Origin of the sequence: Pseudomonas sp. NY15435 (genome assembly GCF_048068295.1) — a bacterium.
In the GTDB taxonomy this organism is placed as follows: domain Bacteria; phylum Pseudomonadota; class Gammaproteobacteria; order Pseudomonadales; family Pseudomonadaceae; genus Pseudomonas.
In genome coordinates, this window is sequence record NZ_JBLUQA010000011.1 from 93,897 (window position 1) to 113,234 (window position 19,338).

Consider the following 19,338-nt stretch of genomic DNA (forward strand, 5'->3'; position numbering starts at 1 on the left):
TTGACGATCTCGCGAGCCGGAGCAGAACCAGGCGAGAGCAGCGGAGAAAGCGCAGTTTACGAATAGTAAATGAGCATTTCTCAGCTGTTCTCAACGCAGTTGTGCCAACGCGCAGCAGATCGTAGACGGATTTCAGGCCATGGCGTCGCCAGCAGACTAGCCTGGCAAGACCTTTGACCACGTGATCTCCGCAACGGCCGGGGAGATGCGTGGTCATGGGTATTACACCGGCCGGGAGCTTCACCGTGATGCACCACTCCACCCCTCGCTCCATCTGTCTGGAGCTGCACGCATGCTGACCTTCATCCTCGAACTGCTCGGCATGCTGCTGGTGATCCTGATCGCCGCCGAACTCTTCACCAATGCGCTGGAACACTTCGGCGAGCGCCTGGGCATCTCCGAAGGCGTCACCGGCTCGCTGTTCGCCGCAGTCGGCACTGCCCTGCCGGAAACCCTGATCCCGCTGCTGGCGCTGTTCGCCGGCACCAGCAACATCAGCCTCAACGAGGAAGTCGGCGTCGGCGCCATCCTCGGCGCGCCGCTGATGCTCTCCACCCTGTCCACCTGCCTGATGGCCTGCTTCGCCTGGCGCGCCCGTGGCCTGCTCGGGCGCGTCCGCCCCGAGCGCACCGGGCTCAAGCGCGACCTGAACTTCTTCCTGGTCGCCTTCTGCTTCGCCACCCTTGCCATGTTCGTGCCCGCTGAATTGCGCTCCGTGCGCATTGTCCTCAGCGTGCTGCTGGTGCTCACCTACGTCGCCTACATCACCCTGACCCTGCGCGCCTCCCGGAGCCTGGTGGACGACGGCCACGGCACCGAGGCCGACCACCATATGTACCTGTCGCGCATCGGCCTACCGACCAACCTCGCCACCATCCTGCTGCAACTGCTGCTGGGCCTGGCGTTGCTGGTACTCGGCGCCAAGGGATTCATCCATGGCGTGGAGGGTCTATCGCACATTCTGGGTATTTCTGCGCTGCTGCTGTCGCTGCTGATCATCCCCATCGCCACGGAACTGCCGGAGAAGATCAACAGCATCCTCTGGGTGCGTCGCGGCAAGGACACCCTGGCCTTCGGCAACATCAGCGGCGCCATGGTATTCCAGGGCACCCTGCTGCCCGCCATCGGCATCCTGCTCACGCCCTGGCAGCCGCGCATCGAAGTACTCACCGGCGTCCTGGTCACCCTCGGCGCCGCGCTTTGGCTGCGAATCAACGCCCAGCGCGGCGGCGGCCTGCCAATCTGGGTGCTGATGCTCAACGGCGTGCTGTACGCCGCCTATCTGGGTATCACCCTGTCGCGCTGACGCATGCGGCGCATTGCCTACACTGACAGTCCGGGCTGCCGTTTCGGCGGTAGCCGCACGACTAGCGATACGCCGAAGGAGTGAGCATGAAAATCCTGGTAGTCCTGACCTCCCACGACCAGCTCGGCAGCACCGGCAAGAAAACCGGTTTCTGGCTCGAGGAGTTCGCCGCGCCCTACTACGTGTTCAAGGATGCCGGCGCCAGCCTGACCCTGGCCTCGCCCAAGGGCGGCCAGCCGCCACTCGACCCCAAGAGCGACGAGGAAGACGCCCAGACGCCGGCCACCCTGCGCTTCCGCCAGGACAGCGCAGCCCAGGCCGCACTGGCCAGCACCGTGAAGCTCAGCGAGGTGAAGGCCGACGACTTCGATGCCGTCTTCTACCCTGGCGGCCACGGCCCCCTCTGGGACCTGGCCGAAGACCGCACCTCGGTGGCGCTGATCGAAGCCTTCCACGCCAGCGGCAAGACCGTCTCCGCCGTCTGCCACGCCCCAGCCGTGTTCCGCCACCCGCGCGGGCTGGACGGCCAGCCGCTGGTGCAGGGCCGGCACGTCACCGGCTTCTCCAACAGCGAGGAAGATGCCGTGGGTCTCACCGACGTGGTGCCCTTCCTCGTCCAGGACATGCTCAAGGCCAATGGCGCGCGCTACAGCAAGGGCCCGAATTGGCAGAGCCATGTCGAAGTCGACCGCGGCCTGATCACCGGGCAGAACCCCGCGTCCTCGGAGGCGGTGGCCGAAGCCGTGCTGAAATTCCTCAGCTGACAACGGCTTGCGCCGCCCCGGGTGGCTATCGGGGCGGCTTTCCCGTACAATCACCCACGACCTTTCAAGGTTTTGGGGCCGATTAGGATTCGACGCCGGTAACAAAACTCGAGGGGCATGCCGAGTAGGTGACAGTTCTCGTAAATCAGCTGCCACAACTTTATAGTTGCCAACGACGACAACTACGCCCTAGCAGCCTAAGTGCCGCTAGCAGACCCTAGGGGATGCCTGTAAACCCGAAGATTAGGTCTGTCATATAGAACAGGATCGCCGCCAAGTTCGCTGTAGGCGTAACGGCTAAAACTCATACAGCTCGCTCCAAGCGCCCTGCCACTCGGGCCGCAAGGAGTTAACCTAATAGAGATGGCTAAGCATGTAGAACCGACAGCGGAGAACTGGCGGACGGGGGTTCAAATCCCCCCGGCTCCACCAAATCCAAAGAGAAAGGCGCTGAGCCTCAAGCCCAGCGCCTTTTTTCTTGCCTGCGATTTGGCTAGAGCGTCAGGAAGCCCAGCCGCGGCATCAGCGGTTCGGCCTGCTCTTGCACCACCATTTCCACGCATGGTTTGCACAAGCGCAGTCGCTCCGCGTTGCAGAGCAGCGGGCCGTCGTCGTCTTCGGCGCCGAACGGATCATCGATCAGCACGCCCTTGATCAGCCCCTGACGGAACAGTTCGCGGATGGCGAAGAGGTTGGCTTCGCGCGGGCCGGTCAGATCAGCGATGGATTTGAAGTCGCTTTCCGTAAGCTGGCTGAGCACGGCGGTCAGCTGGGCCTGGGAGGGTTTACGACGCATGGGGCGCTCCAGGGTAAAGCGGGGTCAAGCATGACTATCGGGTGCAAATGTTAACGCGGGATTAGCGGCCTGACAGACTGACCTGGATCAGCCTGTCAGGGGAATCTTCCGATTCAGTCGCGCGGAAGCCCAAGCTCCAGCAGTGCAAGGCGTTCTTCCAGAGCGGCGATGCGGCCTTCCAGCTCGACCAGGCGGCCTTCGTCGTGGCCGCCGCCGTCGCTGCGTTCGCTGGAGGCACGGCTACCGCTGGCGGCGATGGCGGCCGCGCGGTCTTCCTCGGTGCCCAGCAGGTGCATGTAGCGGTCTTCGCGCTGACCTGCCTGGCGCTCCAATTGCACGGCCATGCCACGGCCGGCGAGGCGTTCGAGTTGGTGGCGGACTTCTTCGGTGTCGTCGAAGTCGTGCATGCGCTGGCTGCGGGTGAGCAGTTCGTTGAGGGTCTGCGGGCCCCGCAGGAACAGCAGGCCGAGCAGGATGACCTGCGGCTTGACCAGCTCCAGCGCCTTGTCCAGGCGCTGCTCCCAGCGATCGGCGCGGCTGCCCATGACCAGGCGGGTCATCTCGCGGCCTTCCAGATGGCGCAGGGATTGGCCGACCTGGCCGGGGGTGATGTTCATGACCGGGTCGCGGCTGGTCTTCTGGTTGCAGGCGGTGACCAGGGAATTCAAGGTCAGCGGATAGGCTTCGGGCGTGGTGAGCTGCTTTTCGATCAGGCATCCGAGCACGCGAGCATCCACGGCGCTCAGCGGTTCGAAGTCGGGCAGTGTGTCGAGCGACTGGCTCATGGCGGTTTCCGTCAAGTTGGGAACCGCCCTAGCCTAGCCGTTTACGCCGTATTTGGCAGCCTCAGGCAGCGCCTGCCAGCCGGCGATTCAGCGGTCGTTCAATGACCGCCCAGTGCGAGAAGGACGCCGCCAGCTCCTGTTCGCGCTCCTGTGCATCACGTCCGAGCGTGCGTCGGGCGAGGTCGCCGGTGAACCAGTTGGCGGTGTTGGCGGCCACTACGCGACCTTCACCGTTGACCACCAGGGCCTCATGGCCCATCTGCATCAGACTGCCCAGCAGCACGCCCTCGAACTCGTGCAGGGCGATGTCGGCGGCGGCCACGCCAATGAAGCGGCCGTCCACCTGGATCGGCACGGAGAAGGCGAGGATGTACAGGTCGGTGCCGTAGAGATCGACGAAGGGGCCGACCACCGAGGGTTGGCCACTCGCGCGCGGGCGCGAGAACCAGGGCATGTTGAGGTAGTTGTAGAAGCTCTCGCTGCGGCGGTTGAAGTTCAGGCTCATGGGGACAACCTTGTCGCCGCGGCCGTGGTACCACCACTCCAGGTACATCTCCTGGTCGGCCAGCTCGCCCGGCTCGATCACCACGCCGGTGCCGTGCAGGCGCGTGCCGTCATCGGTGAGGTCGTGCTGGATGCGCGGGCGCAGCGCGCCCAGATCCTTCGAGGAAGGACGCTTGCCCTCCTCCGCCAGCGAGCGCCAGATCGCCACGACTTCGCCCGCCAGCTCGTCGAGGCGCTGGAAAACGTTACGGATGGAAGCGTCTATGCGCTGGGCGCAGTGCTGGAGTTCATCCGTGGATTGCTCGCTGGACATGACCGGGGCCTCGCTGTTCTCGTTATCTATCGAGCCAGAGCGGCCCGCTAAGTCGGTTCGGTGAGTCATTGCGCGCGCCCGTCCGAGCGCGCGGTGAAAGCAGCAAGCGCTGTGCCAGTCAGCCGTCGTCGGCGAGCAGGCTCAGGCGCAGGTTGATCAGACGCTTGATGCCGCGGGTGACGTGGGCTTCGGCCAGCGCGCCGGCGAGATTCGAGTCGCCAGCGCTGATCGCTTCGAGCATGGCTCGGTGCTCCTGCTCGATGATCGCCGCACCCGGGAAGCCGTCCACCGGCAGCCACAGCCACTCGCCGATCTCCGCCTGCAGGCGCGTCTCGGCGTGGGTGAGGCGCACGGACTGGGCCGCCACGGCGATCTCTATGTGGAAACGCGCATCGGCACGGCGCTGCTCCTGCCGCGTGGTGGCACTTGCCAAGGCATCGAGGTACTGGGCGATGCGCGCCTGCTCATCGGCGGTGGAACGTTGCGCCGCCAGGCGTGCGGCGGCACCGGCGATAGCGACATGCTCATCGCCCAGGTCACGCAGCTCCAACGCACTCATCTGGCGCAGCTGCCCCAATAGGGCATCCTCGGAGGTGTGCTGCGGCGAGCAGACGAAACTGCCGCCATTGCGCCCGCGTCGCGTCTCGATCACACCACGCTCGCGCAACTCCGCCAGTGCATCGCGCAGGGTCACGGTGGCGACGCCGAACTGCATCGCCAACTCGCTTTCACTGGGCAACTGCTCGCCTTCGGCGTAGAGGCCGAGGTCGACCATCTCCACCAGCCGGCGCGCGACTTCCTCGGTGCGACCTTCCTGGCGCAGACGCATGAAGCTGGCGGGGCGGACTTTCCTGAATTCGTTCATAGGCAGCAATGCGCGGGGCGAGGACGCTTCCAGCGCGGAATATTCCTGTTCTGGAGAGGATGGCGAAGTCTACCGGCAAGCCCGGCTGCGGCTTCGCGCAAAACTATGTCTCCATATTTTTAAATCGCTTTCAGGACTTTCAGCAAGGTCTTTTACCACGAAAACCCCTTTCAAATGCTCATTTTTCGCCCCGTATTGGCAACCGCAAAAACATAAGATATGGTTTCAAATGTATTTGCCAGCGACGGTCCGCAGGCCGTCTCCGCCAACAACAGCAAGAACGAGGAGCGATACGCATGAGCCAGCCAACCCGCGCCGAATGGGAAGCCCGCGCCAAGGCCCTGAAAATCGAAGGCCGCGCCTTCATCCAGGGCGAGTACCTTGCCGCCGCTTCCGGCGAAACCTTCGATTGCATCAGCCCGGTGGACGGACGTCTGCTGGCCAAGGTTGCCAGTTGCGATGAAGCCGATGCCGAGCGCGCCGTGCAGAGCGCCCGCGCCACCTTCGATTCCGGCGTCTGGTCGCGTGAAGCGCCGGCCACCCGCAAGGCCGTGATGATCCGCTTCGCCGCGCTGCTGGAAGAGCACGCCGAGGAACTGGCGCTGCTGGAAACCCTGGACATGGGCAAGCCCATCGGCGACTCGCTGAACGTCGACCTGCCAGGCGCCGCTGATTCGCTGCGCTGGAGTGGCGAGGCCATCGACAAGGTCTACGACGAAGTGGCCGCTACCTCCCATGATCAGCTCGGCCTGGTCACTCGCGAGCCGGTAGGCGTGGTCGCCGCCATCGTGCCGTGGAACTTCCCGCTGATGATGGCCGCCTGGAAACTCGGCCCGGCGCTGGCCACCGGCAACTCGGTGATCTTGAAGCCCTCGGAGCGCTCGCCGCTGACCGCTATCCGCATCGCCCAGCTTGCGTTGGACGCAGGCATTCCCGCCGGCGTGCTGAACGTGCTGCCCGGCTACGGCCACACCGTCGGCAAGGCACTCGCGCTGCACATGGACGTCGATACCGCGGTGTTCACCGGCTCCACCAGGATCGCCAAGCAACTGATGGTCTATGCCGGCGAATCGAACATGAAGCGCGTCTGGCTGGAAGCCGGCGGCAAGAGCCCGAACATCGTCTTCGAGGATGCCCCGGACCTGCAGGCCGCCGCCGAATCCGCTGCCGCCGCCATCGCCTTCAACCAGGGCGAAGTGTGCACCGCCGGCTCGCGCCTGCTGGTGCAGAAGTCGATCAAGGCGAAATTCCTGCCGCTGGTGGTCGAGGCGCTCAAGGGCTGGAAAGCCGGCCACCCGCTGGACCCGGAAACCAACGTCGGCGCCCTGGTCGACGGCCGCCAGCTGGAGCAGGTGCTGGGCTACATCCAGGCCGGCCAGGACGAAGGCGCGAAGATACTCACCGGCGGCAAGCGCGTGCTGGAGGAAACCGGCGGCACCTACGTCGAGCCGACCCTGTTCGACGGCGTGAGCAACGCAATGAAGATCGCCCGCGAGGAAATCTTCGGCCCGGTGCTCTCGGTCATCGAGTTCGAGGATGCCGAGGAGGCGATCCGCATCGCCAACGACACTCAGTACGGGCTGGCGGCGGCGGTCTGGACCCGCGACATCTCCAAGGCCCACCTCACCGCCCGCGCCCTGCGCGCCGGCAGCGTGTGGGTGAACATGTACGACGGCGGCGACATGACCGCGCCCTTCGGCGGTTTCAAGCAGTCGGGCAACGGTCGCGACAAGTCGCTGCACGCCTTCGACAAGTACACCGAGTTGAAGGCCACCTGGATCAAGCTGTAACGCGATCCAGTAGACGAGAGGTTTGGAGCAAGACGGCGCGCGGCTGACCCCGCGCGCCGAACAATAACAACAACGCTTTCCGTTGCACCCGATTGGCTGCCGACGCGAAAACCTCAGACAGGAAACCCACGATGAACAGCTCGATCCAGCCAGGCGCCGCCCTGGACCGCGACGCGGAGCAACTCCGCGCGCTGGGCTACACCTCCAATTTCGAACGCAGCATGACCCTCTGGCAGAACTTCGCCCTGGGCTTCACCTACCTCTCGCCGGTGGTCGGCGTGTACACCCTGTTCGGCCTGTGCCTGGCCGCCGGCGGCCCGCCGATGTTCTGGTCCTACCTGCTGGTAGGCATCGGGCAGATGCTGGTATGCCTGATCTTCTGCGAAGTGGTTTCGCAGTTCCCCATCTCCGGCGGCGTGTATCCCTGGGCGCGACGCCTGGTGGGCAAGCGCTGGGCCTGGATGGTCGGCTGGATCTACTCCGTCTCGCTGTGCGTGACCATCGCCGCCGTGGCCCTGGGCGCAGGGCCGTACATCGCCACGTTGCTCGGCTTCGAATCCACGCCGGTGACCAACACCCTGGTCGCCCTGGCGCTGACGGTGATCGCCACCCTGCTCAATCTCTCCGGCACCAAGCTGCTGGCCCGCGTGGCGATGTTCGGTTTCATCTGCGAGCTGCTCGGCGCATTGGTAATTGGCACCTACCTGCTGATCTTCGAACGCCACCAGCCGTTCTCGGTACTGTTCAACACCTTCGATATCCGTATCGACGGCAGCTACTGGCCTGCCTTCCTGACCGCCTCGCTGGCCGGGATGTTCCTCTACTACGGCTTCGAGGCCTGCGGTGACGTCGCCGAGGAAACTCCGAACCCCAGCCGGCGCATTCCCAAGGCCATGCGCATGACCATCTGGATCGGCGGCGGCGCAGCCATCTTCGCTGCCCTGGCGCTGATCCTCGCGGTACCGGACATGCAGGCGGTGATCTCCGGCGCCGACAAGGACCCGATGACCACCATCCTCGACAACGCCTTCGGCGTGACCGGTGCGCGCCTGGTGATGGCGGTGATCATCGTCTCGTTCGTCTCCTGCGTACTCAGCCTTCAGGCTGCCGCCAGCCGCCTGCTGTACTCCTACGCCCGCGACGAGATGGTGATGGGCAGCGGCCTGCTCAAGCGCCTGTCGCCCAATACCCACGTACCGGTCGCCGCGCTGATCGCCTGTGGTGTGATCCCGTCCGTAATCGTCTGCGCCGGCTTCTATCTGCAGAACGCCATTGCCATGGTGGTGAGCTTCGCCGCCATCGGCATCTACCTGTCGTTCCAGATGATCGTCGGCGGCGCCCTGTTCGCGCGCCTGCGCGGGTGGAAACCGAGCGGCGCCTTCACCCTGGGCAACTGGGGATGGATCGTGAACATCCTGGCGCTGACCTACGGCGTGCTGGCGATCATCAACATGTCCTGGCCGCGTACTCCGGATGCCCCCTGGTACCTGAACTACGGGATCATCCTGGTGGGCGGCATCGTGATCGTGCTGGGCCTGGCCTACATGACCCTGTTCCGTCCCTACGACAAGGGCACCGCCCCCCACGGGGATGCGTGGAAGCTGCATCAGCAATAAGTGATGAAGTGAAACGGAAACGCCCGGCAGGATGCCGGGCGTTTTTCATTGAAGTTCAGCAGGAGCTCATCGACCACAGAACACCAGCAATCGCTGCAGAGAGGAATCCAGAGGTTCCCGGCTGGTATCGATGACCAGCTCCGGCGCCAGCGGTGCCTCATAGGGCGAGTCCAACCCGGTGAAGTCGCGGATCAGCCCCTGTCGGGCCTTGCGGTACAAGCCCTTGGGGTCGCGCTCCTCGCAGGAGTCCAGGGGCGTGGCGACATGGACCTCGACAAAGGCTCCCGGTGCGAACTGCTCCCGCAGGCGATCACGGTCACGCCGGTATGGCGAGATGAACGCACATAGCACCAGCAATCCCGCATCAGCCATAAGCTTGGCCACCTCGCCTACGCGACGGATGTTCTCCACGCGATCGGCTTCGCTCATGCCCAGGTCGCGGCAAAGCCCGTGGCGCAGGTTGTCGCCGTCAAGCAGGTAGGTCTTGGTACCGGCTGCGTGCAGCGCCACATCCAGCGCATTGGCCAGGGTGGATTTCCCCGCGCCCGACAACCCCGTGAACCAGATGCAGCCACCGCGCTGCCGCATGGCTTCGACGCGCATTTGTGTCGTGACTTTCTGATCATGCCAACGCACATCAGAGCCGGGCCCTGTGGACATTATTATTCTCTCGCACCGATGAAACGAGCAGGCTGTCGAAAGCAGTCGGCGTTTCCAATTCGCTACTTACGCCATTTTTGGGCGGAAACTTCCGAGAGGGAAGACGGGGCAAGAGTGTCGTATGCAATACCCTGGGTCAACGCGTGGCCTGCAGTCGGGACTGCCGGCCTCCCCAGCAAGGCCTGGACGTGAATCATGCCGGCTCAGTGCTCGCCGTCCAAAGCCGCTCCCCCGCTCCCGGCGCTTCCATCCACTGCTTCAGCGAGCGCGTCGGCAGGTCGAAGTACTCCCGAGTGCGTGCATAACCATGCCCGCCCATGCGGCCAATGGCATCGAGGCCGAGCTGGTCGATGTAGAGCGTGGCCGGGTCGATCAGGTCGTCGCGCACGTGGGCCATCAGGACTTCGCCGAGAATGATCTCCCGCGACTGGCCAATGGACAGCGCCATCATTCGCCTGCACTCCAGCGCCACCGGCGCCTCGCCGATGCGCGGGCAGCCGACGCGGGAGCCGGGGATGGCGGTGAGACCAGCGGCGACCAGTTCGTCGAAACCTGGCTCGAAGGGCACGGCGCAGACATTCATGGCTTCCACCAGCGCATCGGAGACGATGTTCACGGTGAATTCCTGGTTCTGCCGGATGTTCAGCGTGGTGTCCTTGGGGCTCAGGTCGCTGTAGTTCTCCACGCCCAGGGCGAGGATTGGCGGGTCGGCCGAGAGGGCGTTGAAGAAGCTGAAGGGCGCGGCATTGGCGCGACCGTCGGCATCGATGGTGGTGACCAGGGCGATGGGCCGTGGCACCACGCTGCCGATAAGAATTTTGTATTTCTCGCGGGCGGACAGCTGCTGGAAGTCGAAGCTGAGCATGGGATGGTCCTTCAATGAGTCGGCGCGTCGAGCAGCGGCGCGGCGGCGCTGTACGAATCGGCAAAGGGAATCGCTGAACGGAACAACGTGCGCCACGGCGGGTTGCCGAAGGCACGCTCGGCGTGGTGCTGCATCTGCTTCTGGAACAGTGCGTCGGCGCGGCGCTGAAGGTCGGCGTAATCGACGCCGATCACCTGGCCGTCCTGCATCACGCTGCGGCCGTCGATGAAGCTGGCGATGCAGTCGTCGCCGCGGCCAGCGGTGAACAGGTTCTTCAGCGGGTCGAAGAACGGGCCCTGGTGGAAGGCACCGAGGCGAAACACCGTGATGTCTGCGCGGGCGCCGACGGCAAGGCGGCCGAGATCGTCGCGGCCCAGCGCCTGGGCGCCGCCGAGTGTCGCGGCGTTGTAGAGGTCGAGCATGCGCGTGTGCTCGGCATCGCCTTCCTGCACCCGCGCGATGTTCAGACCCTGGCGCAGGTTGTCGAGCATGTCCGCCGGGAAGGTGTCAGTCCCCATGGCGAGGTTGATGCCCCGCGCGCGGTAGGCACCGAAGGAGTCCAGCGCATCGCCTTCGCGGGCGAACACCACGGGGCAATGCACCAGGCTCGCGCCGGTGTCGGCGAGGCGCTGCAGCTCATGCTCGCCACTGTGCAGGATCCCGTGGGGCAGCACGCTGCGCGGATTGAGCAGGCCGTAGCTGTCCAGCCATTGCAGCGAAGACGTGTCGCGCAGGCGACGCACCAGCTCCACTTCGTAGCGCGACTGGCAGCAGTGCAGGCGCAGCGGCGCGTTCAGTTCGTTCTGGACGGCGGCAGTGCGCTCCAGCAACGCGGGCGTGCAGGTTTCGATGCGGTCGGGCAGCAGCGCGCCGCGCACCAGCCCGTTGTGTGCGCCGTCGTAGTCGCGGAAGAAGCGCTCGGCTTCGCGCAGCCCGGCAAGGCCGGCAGCTTCATCCCAGTGCTGCGCGGCGCTGCCGTCAGCGCGGGCGTAGGTCATGCCGCTCATGTAGCAGGGACCCAGATAGGTGCGCAGGCCCAGCTCGCCGGACAGCGCGGCGACTCCGGCAAATTCGTCGTAATGCTCAGCCCAGCGCCGGTAGTACATGGAGGTGATCGGCATGGCAGTGGTGATGCCGTTGCGGATCAGCTGGGTGAAGGCGTAGCGGTACTTGAACAGCTCCTCCTCCGCGCTGTAGCACTCGTTCGGGCCAGCGCGCAGGTATTCCTCGGACCAGACGCGCCCCATGTTCCATTCAGCGCCGTTATCCAGGGTGAGCACCGTTGAATCGAGATCGCCGAGGGCATCGAGGTCGATGAAGCCGGGGCCGATCAGCGCGTGGCCGTAGTCGATCCACTGATTCACTTCACCGGGAAAGCCGCGACCGACGAAGAGGATTTTCCCGCCCTCGAACACCACCTCACCATGACGCCAGAGCACGTGCTGCGTGCCGTCGAAGCCGACCACGAAGCTGGCTTTCAGACCGATGCGCGGCGTGCTCACAAACGCGACTCCAGCAGGCGACCATGCTCGGCAATCAGCCTGCCGGCCTTGAACACCTGGCGCTGCGCCGGGCGCGCGACCACGGCCTCGCCGAGGGTTTCGACCGGCAGCAGGAGGAAGTCCGCTGGCGCGCCGACATCGATACGCGCCGGCTCCCGGCCCAGCGCGCGAGCACCGTTAGCAGTGGCCGCGGCGAAAGCGGCGGCAAGGTCGTCGTCCTTGCACAGATCGAAGCGGAAGGCAAGGAACATGGCGCGTTCGAGCATGTCGCCGTTGCCCATGGGCGACCAGGCATCGCGGATGCCGTCGCTGCCCAGGCACAGGTTCACGCCGGCTTCGCGCAGGGCGAGGAACGGCGGCACCGGGGTATCGGCCGGGGCGGAGCTCATCAGGGAAATGCCCAGCTCGGAGAGTCGTTCGGCCAGCGGCTCGACCTGCTCCCAGGGCGCCATGCCCAGGCAGTAGGCGTGGCTGATCATCACCTTGCCCTGCAGGCCATGCCGCTCGGTGTAATCGGCGATACGGGCGATCTGCCAGAGGCCCAACTCACCCTTGTCGTGCAGGTGGATATCAACGCCACGGCCGAATTCCACCGCGAGGCCGAAGACGATATCCAACTGCGCGATGGGATCATCGTCGATGCCACAAGGGTCCAGGCCGCCGACGTTTTCCACGCCCAGCGTCATCGCCTCGCGCATCAGCTCGGCGGTGCCGGGGCGGCTGACCAGGCCAGTCTGCGGAAAGACCACGAACTGCATGTCGATCAGGTCGGCGTAACGTTCGCGCAGCGCCTGCATGGCGACCACATGGCGCAGGCCCAACTCGGGGTCGATGTCCACGTGGCAACGGAAGGTCAGCGAGCCACGGGCGATGCATTGCTCCAGCAGCGCACCGGCACGCTCGGCAATCGGCGCTTCGATCTCGCGCAGCACGCGGCGCTCGTTGGCAATGTAGTCCTTGAGCGTGGGGCCGGCGCTGTTGGGCCGCCAGGGTTGGCCCCAGAGGGTCTTGTCCAGGTGGCAATGGCTCTCTACCAGTGGCGGCAGCAGGAGCTGACCGGCACCGTCGAAATCGCTCGATTCGATGGCGGCGCCGCTGGCCGGGCGGCGTTCGGAAATGCGGCCGTCACGGATGAGGAAGTCTTCCGCTGCATTGCCCAGCGGACGGATGTTGCGCAGCCAGTAGCTGTCGGTCATGGGGACCTCAAACAGAAAATTGGATCGATATTCTTTTTGTAGGAGCGAGCTTGCTCGCGAACGGATTTCGCCCTGCTAACGGCGTCAGGCGTTCGCGAGCAAGCTCGCTCCTACGAGAAGCAAAAGCGAGTCGTCAGCCCTTGAGCTTGGACCAGATGCGGTCCTGCAGCTCGCGGGACTTGTTGCTGCATTCCTTTTCCAGGCGCAGCCGCTGTGCGTACTCCTCGGGCATGTTGATGGCGTCCATGACCTTCCACTTGGCGTCGAGCAACTGGTCGGTCTGGATGCCATTGGAATAGGCGATGGCGTTGGTCACCACGGCGGCGTTTTCCGGTTTCATCATCCAGTTGATGAAGACCTTGGCGTTCTCCGGATGCGGCGCGCTTTTCGGCACGGCAAAGTTGTCCTGGAAGGACGCCACGCCTTCGCGCGGGTAGACGTACTTGATGGTGCTCTTCTGCAGGGTGGCGCGGGCGGTGGAGCCGTTCCAGTTCTGCATCAGCACCACTTCGCCGGAGGCCATGCGGTCCACCGTGTTGTCCGAGCTGTACATCTTCAGGAAGGGTTTCTGCTTCTGCAGCAACTCGAGGATCTTCTTGGCGTCCTGCGGGTTCTCGGTGCACTCGTCGACGTTCAGATAATGCGCGGCAGCGTTGATCAGGCTGCTCGGCGTATCCAGCGCGGCGACCTGGCCCTGCAGCTCCGGACGCGGCTCGAAGAACTCCTTCCACGAATCGTCCAGCTTGCCGCCCGGCACCCGTGCGCTGTCGTAGGAGAAGCCCGTGGTGCCCCACAGGTAAGGAGCCGAGTACTTGCGCCCCGGATCGAAGGCCGGGTCGCGAAAGGCAGGCTTCACGTACTGGAAGTTGGCCAGGGATGGCGTGTCGATTTCCCGCAGCAGGTCCTGCTTGATCAGCGTCTGCATGATCGAGTGCGACGGCACGATCACGTCGTACGCGGCGCCGCCGGCCTGCAGTTTTGCCAGCAGGGTTTCGTTGCTGTCGTAGCCGTCCATGGTGACCTTGATGCCGGTCTCCTTCTCGAACTTGGCCAGCAGCTCGACCGGGTAATAGTCAGTCCAGTTGTAGAAGAACAACTGCTTGGGCTCCTCGGCCTGGGCGGCGCCCGCCGCCAGCAGAGCAAGGGACAAACCGGCAAGGCCGTGACGCAGGGCATTCAACTTCATGTGGCTCTCCGAAACGAAAGGTCAGAAAACGAAAGGTTGGCAGTCTTGATCAGGCGTCCGGTTTGCCGCGCTGGCCGAGCCAGTACGACAACACCACGAGGACGATGGAAATCACCAGCATGAGCGTCGAGATGGCGTTGATCTCGGGCGTTACCCCGGCCTTGATGGCCGAGAAGATGTAGACCGGCAGCGTCGTCGAGCCGGGGCCGGCAACGAAGAAGGTCATGATGAAATCGTCGAGGCTGACCACGAACGCCAGCACGGCGCCGGACAGCACCGCCGGCCACAGCAGCGGCAGGGTCACCCGGCGGAACACCTGGTAAGGGCTGGCGTACAGATCGCCGGCGGCTTCCAGCAGGCTCTTGTCGAGGTCGTTCAGGCGCGCGCGGATCGGCAGGTAGGCGAAGGGAATACAGAAGCCGACGTGGGCGACGATCACCGTCAGCAAGCCAAGCTTGATGCCCAGCGACATGAACAGCAGCAGCGTGGCTACCGCGATGACGATCTCCGGCAGGATCAACGGCAGGTTGATGCCGCCCTCCACCATCCGCCGTCCGTAGAACGGCCGCGAGGTCGCCAGAGCCGCCGCCAGGGCGATCGCCGTGGACAGCACGGTCGCGAATCCGGCGACCACCAGCGAGTTGAACGCCGCCGCCTGGATCGACGGGTTGGCGACGATCTTGCCGTACCAGGCGAAGGAGAACTCGGTCCACACCGTGGCCGAGCGGTTGGCGTTGAAGCTGTAGGCGATCAACACGAAGATCGGCAGATACAGGTACGCCAGCACCAGCAGGCTGGTCTCGCGGGTGCCGGGGAGTTTCTTCAGGTGCTGGGCGATCATGCGTTGGCTCCTCCCAGGTGGACGGCCTTGGCGGCGCGGCGGCTATACAGGGCGAACGCGATCAGCGCGAGCAGCATGATCGCCAGCAGCAGGAACGACAGCGAGCCGCCCAGCGGCCAGTTACGCGCAGTGCCGAACTGTTGCTGGATCAGGTTGCCGATCATCAGCGTCTTGCCGCCGCCGAGGATGGCGGGGGTGATGAAGGCGCCCAGGCTCGGCACGAACACCAGCAGGGAGCCGGCGATCACACCGGGCATGGACAGCGGCAGGATCACCCGACGCAACGCCTTCCAGCGGTTGGCGCCCAGGTCGTAGGCGGCCTCGACGAGGCGCCAGTCGAGCTTCTCCAGGGTCGAGTAGATCGGCAGGATCATGAACGGCAGGAAGCTGTAGACCAGCCCCACGCAGACCGCGAAGTCGTTGTAGAGCAAGGTGATGCCGCCGGCCTGGGGAAACAGCGCGTTGACCGTCTGGGCGATCCAGCCGTGCTCGCGCAGGATGATCAGCCAGGCGTAGTTGCGGATCAGCAGGTTGGTCCAGAACGGGATGGTGATCAGCAGCACCATGAGGTTGCGCGAGCGCTCGCTCAGGCTGGTCATCCACAGCGCCACCGGGAAGCCGAAGAGGAAGCACAGCAGCGTGGTGCCGCCGGCCTGGAACAGCGAGCGCAGCAGCGCCTGGGCGTAGACCCAGTTCAGCTCCAGGTTGCCGTCGAAGTCTTCCTGGAAGAACAGCTGCACGTAGCTCTGGATCTGCCAGTCGGCGTGCCAGTCGACGCCGCCATAGAGGTTGCGCGGCAGCAGGCTGATGTAACCCATGATCGCCAGCGGGATGGCGATCAGCCCGAGCAGCGTCAGCGCCACGGGGCTCAGCAGCAACAGGCGTCGGGTAGTGGGCGACTCCTTCATGCTCAGGCCTCCATCAGCAGGCAGGCCTGGGGCGGCAGATGCACCGCCACGGCCTCGCCAACGTCACGGGCGCGGCCGCCCTCGTTGCTCTCGCGCAGGGTGATCTGCGAGGCATCGGGCAGGCGGCAGCGATACAGCGTGGCGGTGCCGACGTACATCACCGTCTCGATCACCGCGCGCAGGTGGTGCGGCTGCGACGGGTCGACCAGCTTCGAGCGCTCCGGGCGGAAAGCCAATTGCACGCTGGCGCTGCTCAGGCCGGCCGGCAGCTCGCAGGGGATCTCCGCCGCCATGGCGTTGGGGTGGAAGCCGCCCTGGCGCATCTGTCCGGGAAGGAAGTTGATGTCGCCGATGAACTGCGCGACGAAGCGATGGGTCGGGCGTTCGTAGATCTCGTTGGGCGTGCCGATCTGCATGATGTTGCCGTGGGACATCACGGCGATGCGGTCGGACAGGGTCAGCGCTTCTTCCTGGTCGTGGGTGACGAAGATGAAGGTGATGCCCGCCTCTTCCTGCACGCGCTTGAGTTCGACCTGCATTTCCTTGCGCAGCTTCAGGTCCAGCGCGGACAGCGGTTCGTCGAGCAGCAGGACCGAAGGCTTGGGCGCCAACGCGCGGGCCAGGGCCACGCGTTGTTGCTGGCCACCAGAGAGCTCGGCTGGCTTGCGCCGAGCGAGGTGTTCCATCTGCACCAGTGCGAGCATTTCCTTTACGCGGGCCGGAATCTCGCCACGCGCCAGGCCCTGCATTTCAAGGCCGAAGGCGATGTTCTCGCTCACCGACATGTGCGGGAACAGCGCATAGCTCTGGAACACGGTGTTGATACGGCGGCGGTACGGAGGCAGGTCGTTGACCCGCTCGCCGCCGACGAGGATGTCGCCGGAGGTGACGTTCTCGAACCCGGCGATGCTGCGCAGCAGCGTGGTCTTGCCGCAGCCGGAAGGCCCCAGCAGGGTGAAGAACTCGTTATGGGCAATGTCGACCGACACTTCGTTGAGGGCGGGAGCGACGTTGGGATCATCGGTGTAGCGCTTGCTGACCCGACGCACCTCGACTGACGACGAGTGATTCATTTTGGTGCATTCCTCTTGTTTTTGTATGCAATATTTGAATGCAATCTAGAAATAGCTGATGTATTTTTCTTCTGCAACTGGTTTTGCACGGACGGTTTTGCGGCATCCTTTGACGGGTCAAGCAAGAGGCGGAGTCGGCCATGACGGAGAAACACCCCGAGTCCACGGTGGAACGCGTCTACCAAGGGGTTTACGAGGCGATCAGCAAGCGCAGCCTGCGCCCGGGCATGAAGCTCGGTGAGGCGGCGTTGGCGGATTTGTTCAAGGTCAGCCGCACTTCGGTGCGCGCGGCGCTGAAACATCTGGAAGCGGATGGACTGGTTTCCAGCGCGCTCAACAAGGGTGCGTGGGTGTCCTTACCCAGCGACGAGGAGATTCGTTCGCTGTTCGAAACGCGGCGGCTGATCGAGATCGGCATCGTCAGCGAACTCTGCCGCCGTGCGGACAGCGCGATCATCCAGGACCTGCGCGACCACGTGGCGCTGGAAGAGGCAACCCACGACCAGGACCATGCGCGCTTCGTTCATCTGCTGGGCGAGTTCCACCTCAAGCTGGCGGCAGCGCTGAGCAACCCGGTGCTGCTGGATTTCTTCCGCAAGCTGATCGAGCGCGCCTCGCTCTACGCCACCACCCTGGACGACGACCAGCACGAAACCTGCCGAGGCAACGAGCACCAGCGGCTGATCGAGTACATCGAGGCGGGCAACCAGGCGGCGGCCATCGAACTGACCTGCATGCACCTGAACGCCATCGAACAGGCGATCATCAAGGCGGCGGGCAACCTGAAGGCGGACTATCACCCGCTCAAGCACCTGATTGGTGGCTGAGTAACGCCACGCCGCTTTTGTGTAGGAGCGAGCTTGCTCGCGAACCGCATGACCCCATGCGATAAGCCGACATCTGTTCGCGAGCAAGCTCGCTCCTACGAAGAGCCAAAAAAACGCCCGGCATCTGCCGGGCGTTTTGCATTCAGGCAGTCGGGCCGCCCGTGATGCGATCGAAACCCCGGCGGATCTCCTCTTCGGGCAGGTTGTCACCGATGAAGACGATCACGCTCTCGCGCTGCTCGTTACCCTTCCACTCGGTGTCCCAGTCGAACCCATAGAGCCGCAGCACGCCCTGGAACACCAGGCGGCGCTCCTCGCCGGCGATGTTCAGCACGCCCTTGTAGCGCAGCAGCGAGTTGCCGTGCCATTGCAGCAGGTCGTCCATGAACTCGCTGAGGCGTTCGATTTCCAGTGGCTGGTCGCTGCGCAGCACCAGGGTGGTGATGCGGTCGGTCGTGTCCGCCGCCGGGCGAACCGGCCGCAGCAGCGGGCGCAGGCCAACGTCGGCGTTAAGGTTGAAGCCGCGCACGTCGAGCAGGCGCTCCAACTCGATGGCGCCGTGCTCCACGGCATGGATCTCGGCGCGGCGGTTGATACGCTGCAGGCGCTCCACCAGGGCATCGTACTGTTCCGGCGAGACCAGATCGCGCTTGCTCACCAGGATACGGTCGCCGAAGCCGACCTGGGCCTGGGCGATCGCCTCCTGCAGGTGACGGTCGGCATTGGCAGCGTCCACCAGGGTGATGATGCCGTCGAGCAGGTAGCGCTCGCGCAAGGTTTCATCGACGAAAAAGGTCTGCGCCACCGGGGCCGGGTCGGCCAGGCCGGTGCACTCGATCACCACGCGGTCGAAGTCCAGTTCGCCGCTGTCGCGGCGCTCCAGCAGAACGTAGAGCGCGCGCTCAAGGTCGCTATTGATGGTGCAGCAGACGCAGCCGTTGGACAGCGTCGTCACCTGAACCGCTTCGTCGCCGAGCAATTGAGCGTCGATGGGCGTCTCGCTGAACTCGTTCTCGATTACGGCGATCTTCAGGCCATGCTCGGCCTTGAGAATGTGCTTGAGCAGGGTGGTCTTGCCGGCCCCGAGGAAGCCGGTGAGGACAGTCACCGGAATCTGCGGTGCGCTTGCGGAATCGGTCATGGGAACATCCAGGCAATCGGAAAAGAAAACGGGCCGCGATCGCTCGCGGCCCGTCCAACGATCAATGAAACGTCGGCGAGGCAGCCGAGGCAAGCGCCAGGGGCCGTAAAAAGCGCAGTCTACTTCAGTAGATGAGCATTTTTCCGGCCCCTGGCAACGCAGCATCGGCCACGCTGCCAGTTTCATCGCATCAGCAGCAGCGAATCGGCCTGCCCTTGCCGCCGCCGTAGCGCGCTTCCTGGCGCTCGCGGAAGAACTCCTCGTAGGTCATCGGAGTCTTGTCCGGGTGCTTGTTCTGCATGTGCTGAACGTAGGTGTCGTAATCGGGCATGCCGACCAGCATGCGTGCGGCCTGCCCGAGATACTTACCCATGCGGCTGAGGTCGTTGAACATGATGTT

Annotated in this window: 19 protein-coding genes and 1 other RNA gene; 6 read left to right on the plus strand and 14 right to left on the minus strand. The window is 64.5% G+C overall.

The genetic code is table 11. The features are described from left to right. Positions 1–292: 292 nt before the first annotated feature. The 3 genes from ACNFH5_RS23475 (at position 293) to ssrA (ending at position 2,502) form a co-directional block, all read left to right on the plus strand. Positions 293–1,306, plus strand: coding sequence for a sodium:calcium antiporter (locus ACNFH5_RS23475; RefSeq protein WP_416750129.1), 1,014 nt, complete (start codon positions 293–295; stop codon positions 1,304–1,306). Between the two features lie 86 nt (positions 1,307–1,392). Beyond that, positions 1,393–2,070, plus strand: coding sequence for a type 1 glutamine amidotransferase domain-containing protein (locus ACNFH5_RS23480; RefSeq protein WP_416750131.1), 678 nt, complete (start codon positions 1,393–1,395; stop codon positions 2,068–2,070). 74 nt (positions 2,071–2,144) lie between these two features. Further along, positions 2,145–2,502, plus strand: a transfer-messenger RNA (tmRNA) gene (gene ssrA / locus ACNFH5_RS23485). Positions 2,503–2,563: 61 nt separating this feature from the next. Here ssrA and ACNFH5_RS23490 read toward each other — a convergent pair. From ACNFH5_RS23490 to ACNFH5_RS23505, 4 genes are all read right to left on the minus strand, one after another. Then, positions 2,564–2,866: a hypothetical protein gene (locus ACNFH5_RS23490; protein ID WP_416750132.1), complete on the minus strand. Its 303-nt coding sequence runs from the start codon at positions 2,864–2,866 to the stop codon at positions 2,564–2,566. A gap of 113 nt (positions 2,867–2,979) precedes the next feature. Next, positions 2,980–3,651, minus strand: coding sequence for a YceH family protein (locus tag ACNFH5_RS23495; protein WP_416750133.1), 672 nt, complete (start codon positions 3,649–3,651; stop codon positions 2,980–2,982). 61 nt (positions 3,652–3,712) lie between these two features. Continuing rightward, positions 3,713–4,468 carry a cache domain-containing protein gene (locus tag ACNFH5_RS23500; protein WP_416750134.1) on the minus strand — a complete coding sequence of 252 codons (756 nt, stop codon included), beginning with the start codon at positions 4,466–4,468 and terminating at the stop codon, positions 3,713–3,715. Positions 4,469–4,586: 118 nt separating this feature from the next. Further along, a complete protein-coding gene (locus tag ACNFH5_RS23505; RefSeq protein WP_416750136.1) occupies positions 4,587–5,333 on the minus strand; it encodes a FadR/GntR family transcriptional regulator in 747 nt (248 codons plus the stop codon). Between the two features lie 296 nt (positions 5,334–5,629). Between ACNFH5_RS23505 and ACNFH5_RS23510 the strand changes: the two genes are divergently transcribed. Further along, on the plus strand, positions 5,630–7,123 hold the full coding sequence (locus tag ACNFH5_RS23510) for an aldehyde dehydrogenase (RefSeq protein WP_416750138.1): 1,494 nt from the start codon (positions 5,630–5,632) through the stop codon (positions 7,121–7,123). Between the two features lie 131 nt (positions 7,124–7,254). Further along, on the plus strand, positions 7,255–8,739 hold the full coding sequence (locus tag ACNFH5_RS23515; protein ID WP_416750140.1) for an APC family permease: 1,485 nt from the start codon (positions 7,255–7,257) through the stop codon (positions 8,737–8,739). Between the two features lie 66 nt (positions 8,740–8,805). Here the strand turns inward: ACNFH5_RS23515 and cysC are convergent, their stop codons facing one another. From cysC to ACNFH5_RS23555, 8 genes are all read right to left on the minus strand, one after another. Further along, complete coding sequence (gene cysC / locus ACNFH5_RS23520) at positions 8,806–9,399, minus strand: adenylyl-sulfate kinase (RefSeq protein ID WP_416750142.1); 594 nt, start codon at positions 9,397–9,399, stop codon at positions 8,806–8,808. 193 nt (positions 9,400–9,592) lie between these two features. Continuing rightward, positions 9,593–10,264 (minus strand): flavin reductase family protein, encoded by a 672-nt coding sequence (locus tag ACNFH5_RS23525; protein WP_416750143.1) that lies wholly within the window; start codon positions 10,262–10,264, stop codon positions 9,593–9,595. 11 nt (positions 10,265–10,275) lie between these two features. After that, positions 10,276–11,766, minus strand: coding sequence for an amidohydrolase family protein (locus ACNFH5_RS23530; RefSeq protein WP_416750144.1), 1,491 nt, complete (start codon positions 11,764–11,766; stop codon positions 10,276–10,278). Further along, on the minus strand, positions 11,763–12,962 hold the full coding sequence (locus ACNFH5_RS23535) for an amidohydrolase family protein (protein ID WP_416750145.1): 1,200 nt from the start codon (positions 12,960–12,962) through the stop codon (positions 11,763–11,765). Before ACNFH5_RS23535 ends, ACNFH5_RS23530 begins: the two co-directional genes overlap by 4 nt. A gap of 133 nt (positions 12,963–13,095) precedes the next feature. Beyond that, entirely contained in the window at positions 13,096–14,148 is a 1,053-nt protein-coding gene (locus ACNFH5_RS23540; RefSeq protein ID WP_416750146.1) for an extracellular solute-binding protein, read from the minus strand. Between the two features lie 49 nt (positions 14,149–14,197). Next, positions 14,198–14,989, minus strand: a complete 792-nt coding sequence (locus ACNFH5_RS23545; RefSeq protein ID WP_416750147.1) for an ABC transporter permease — start codon at positions 14,987–14,989, stop codon at positions 14,198–14,200. Continuing rightward, entirely contained in the window at positions 14,986–15,897 is a 912-nt protein-coding gene (locus ACNFH5_RS23550) for an ABC transporter permease (RefSeq protein ID WP_171049504.1), read from the minus strand. The genes ACNFH5_RS23545 and ACNFH5_RS23550 overlap by 4 nt, the downstream gene beginning before the upstream one ends. A 2-nt stretch (positions 15,898–15,899) precedes the next feature. Next, positions 15,900–16,970, minus strand: a complete 1,071-nt coding sequence (locus tag ACNFH5_RS23555; protein ID WP_416750148.1) for an ABC transporter ATP-binding protein — start codon at positions 16,968–16,970, stop codon at positions 15,900–15,902. Positions 16,971–17,110: 140 nt separating this feature from the next. Here ACNFH5_RS23555 and ACNFH5_RS23560 point away from each other — a divergent pair, with 140 nt between their 5' ends. Beyond that, the gene (locus ACNFH5_RS23560) at positions 17,111–17,797 is read left to right on the plus strand and encodes a GntR family transcriptional regulator (protein WP_416750149.1); all 687 of its coding nucleotides are present in this window, start codon (positions 17,111–17,113) and stop codon (positions 17,795–17,797) included. A gap of 142 nt (positions 17,798–17,939) precedes the next feature. Here the strand turns inward: ACNFH5_RS23560 and yjiA are convergent, their stop codons facing one another. Continuing rightward, positions 17,940–18,938, minus strand: a complete 999-nt coding sequence (yjiA, locus tag ACNFH5_RS23565; RefSeq protein WP_416750151.1) for a GTPase — start codon at positions 18,936–18,938, stop codon at positions 17,940–17,942. 190 nt (positions 18,939–19,128) lie between these two features. Further along, the gene (locus ACNFH5_RS23570) at positions 19,129–19,332 is read right to left on the minus strand and encodes a YbdD/YjiX family protein (protein ID WP_015478970.1); all 204 of its coding nucleotides are present in this window, start codon (positions 19,330–19,332) and stop codon (positions 19,129–19,131) included. Positions 19,333–19,338: the final 6 nt, after the last annotated feature.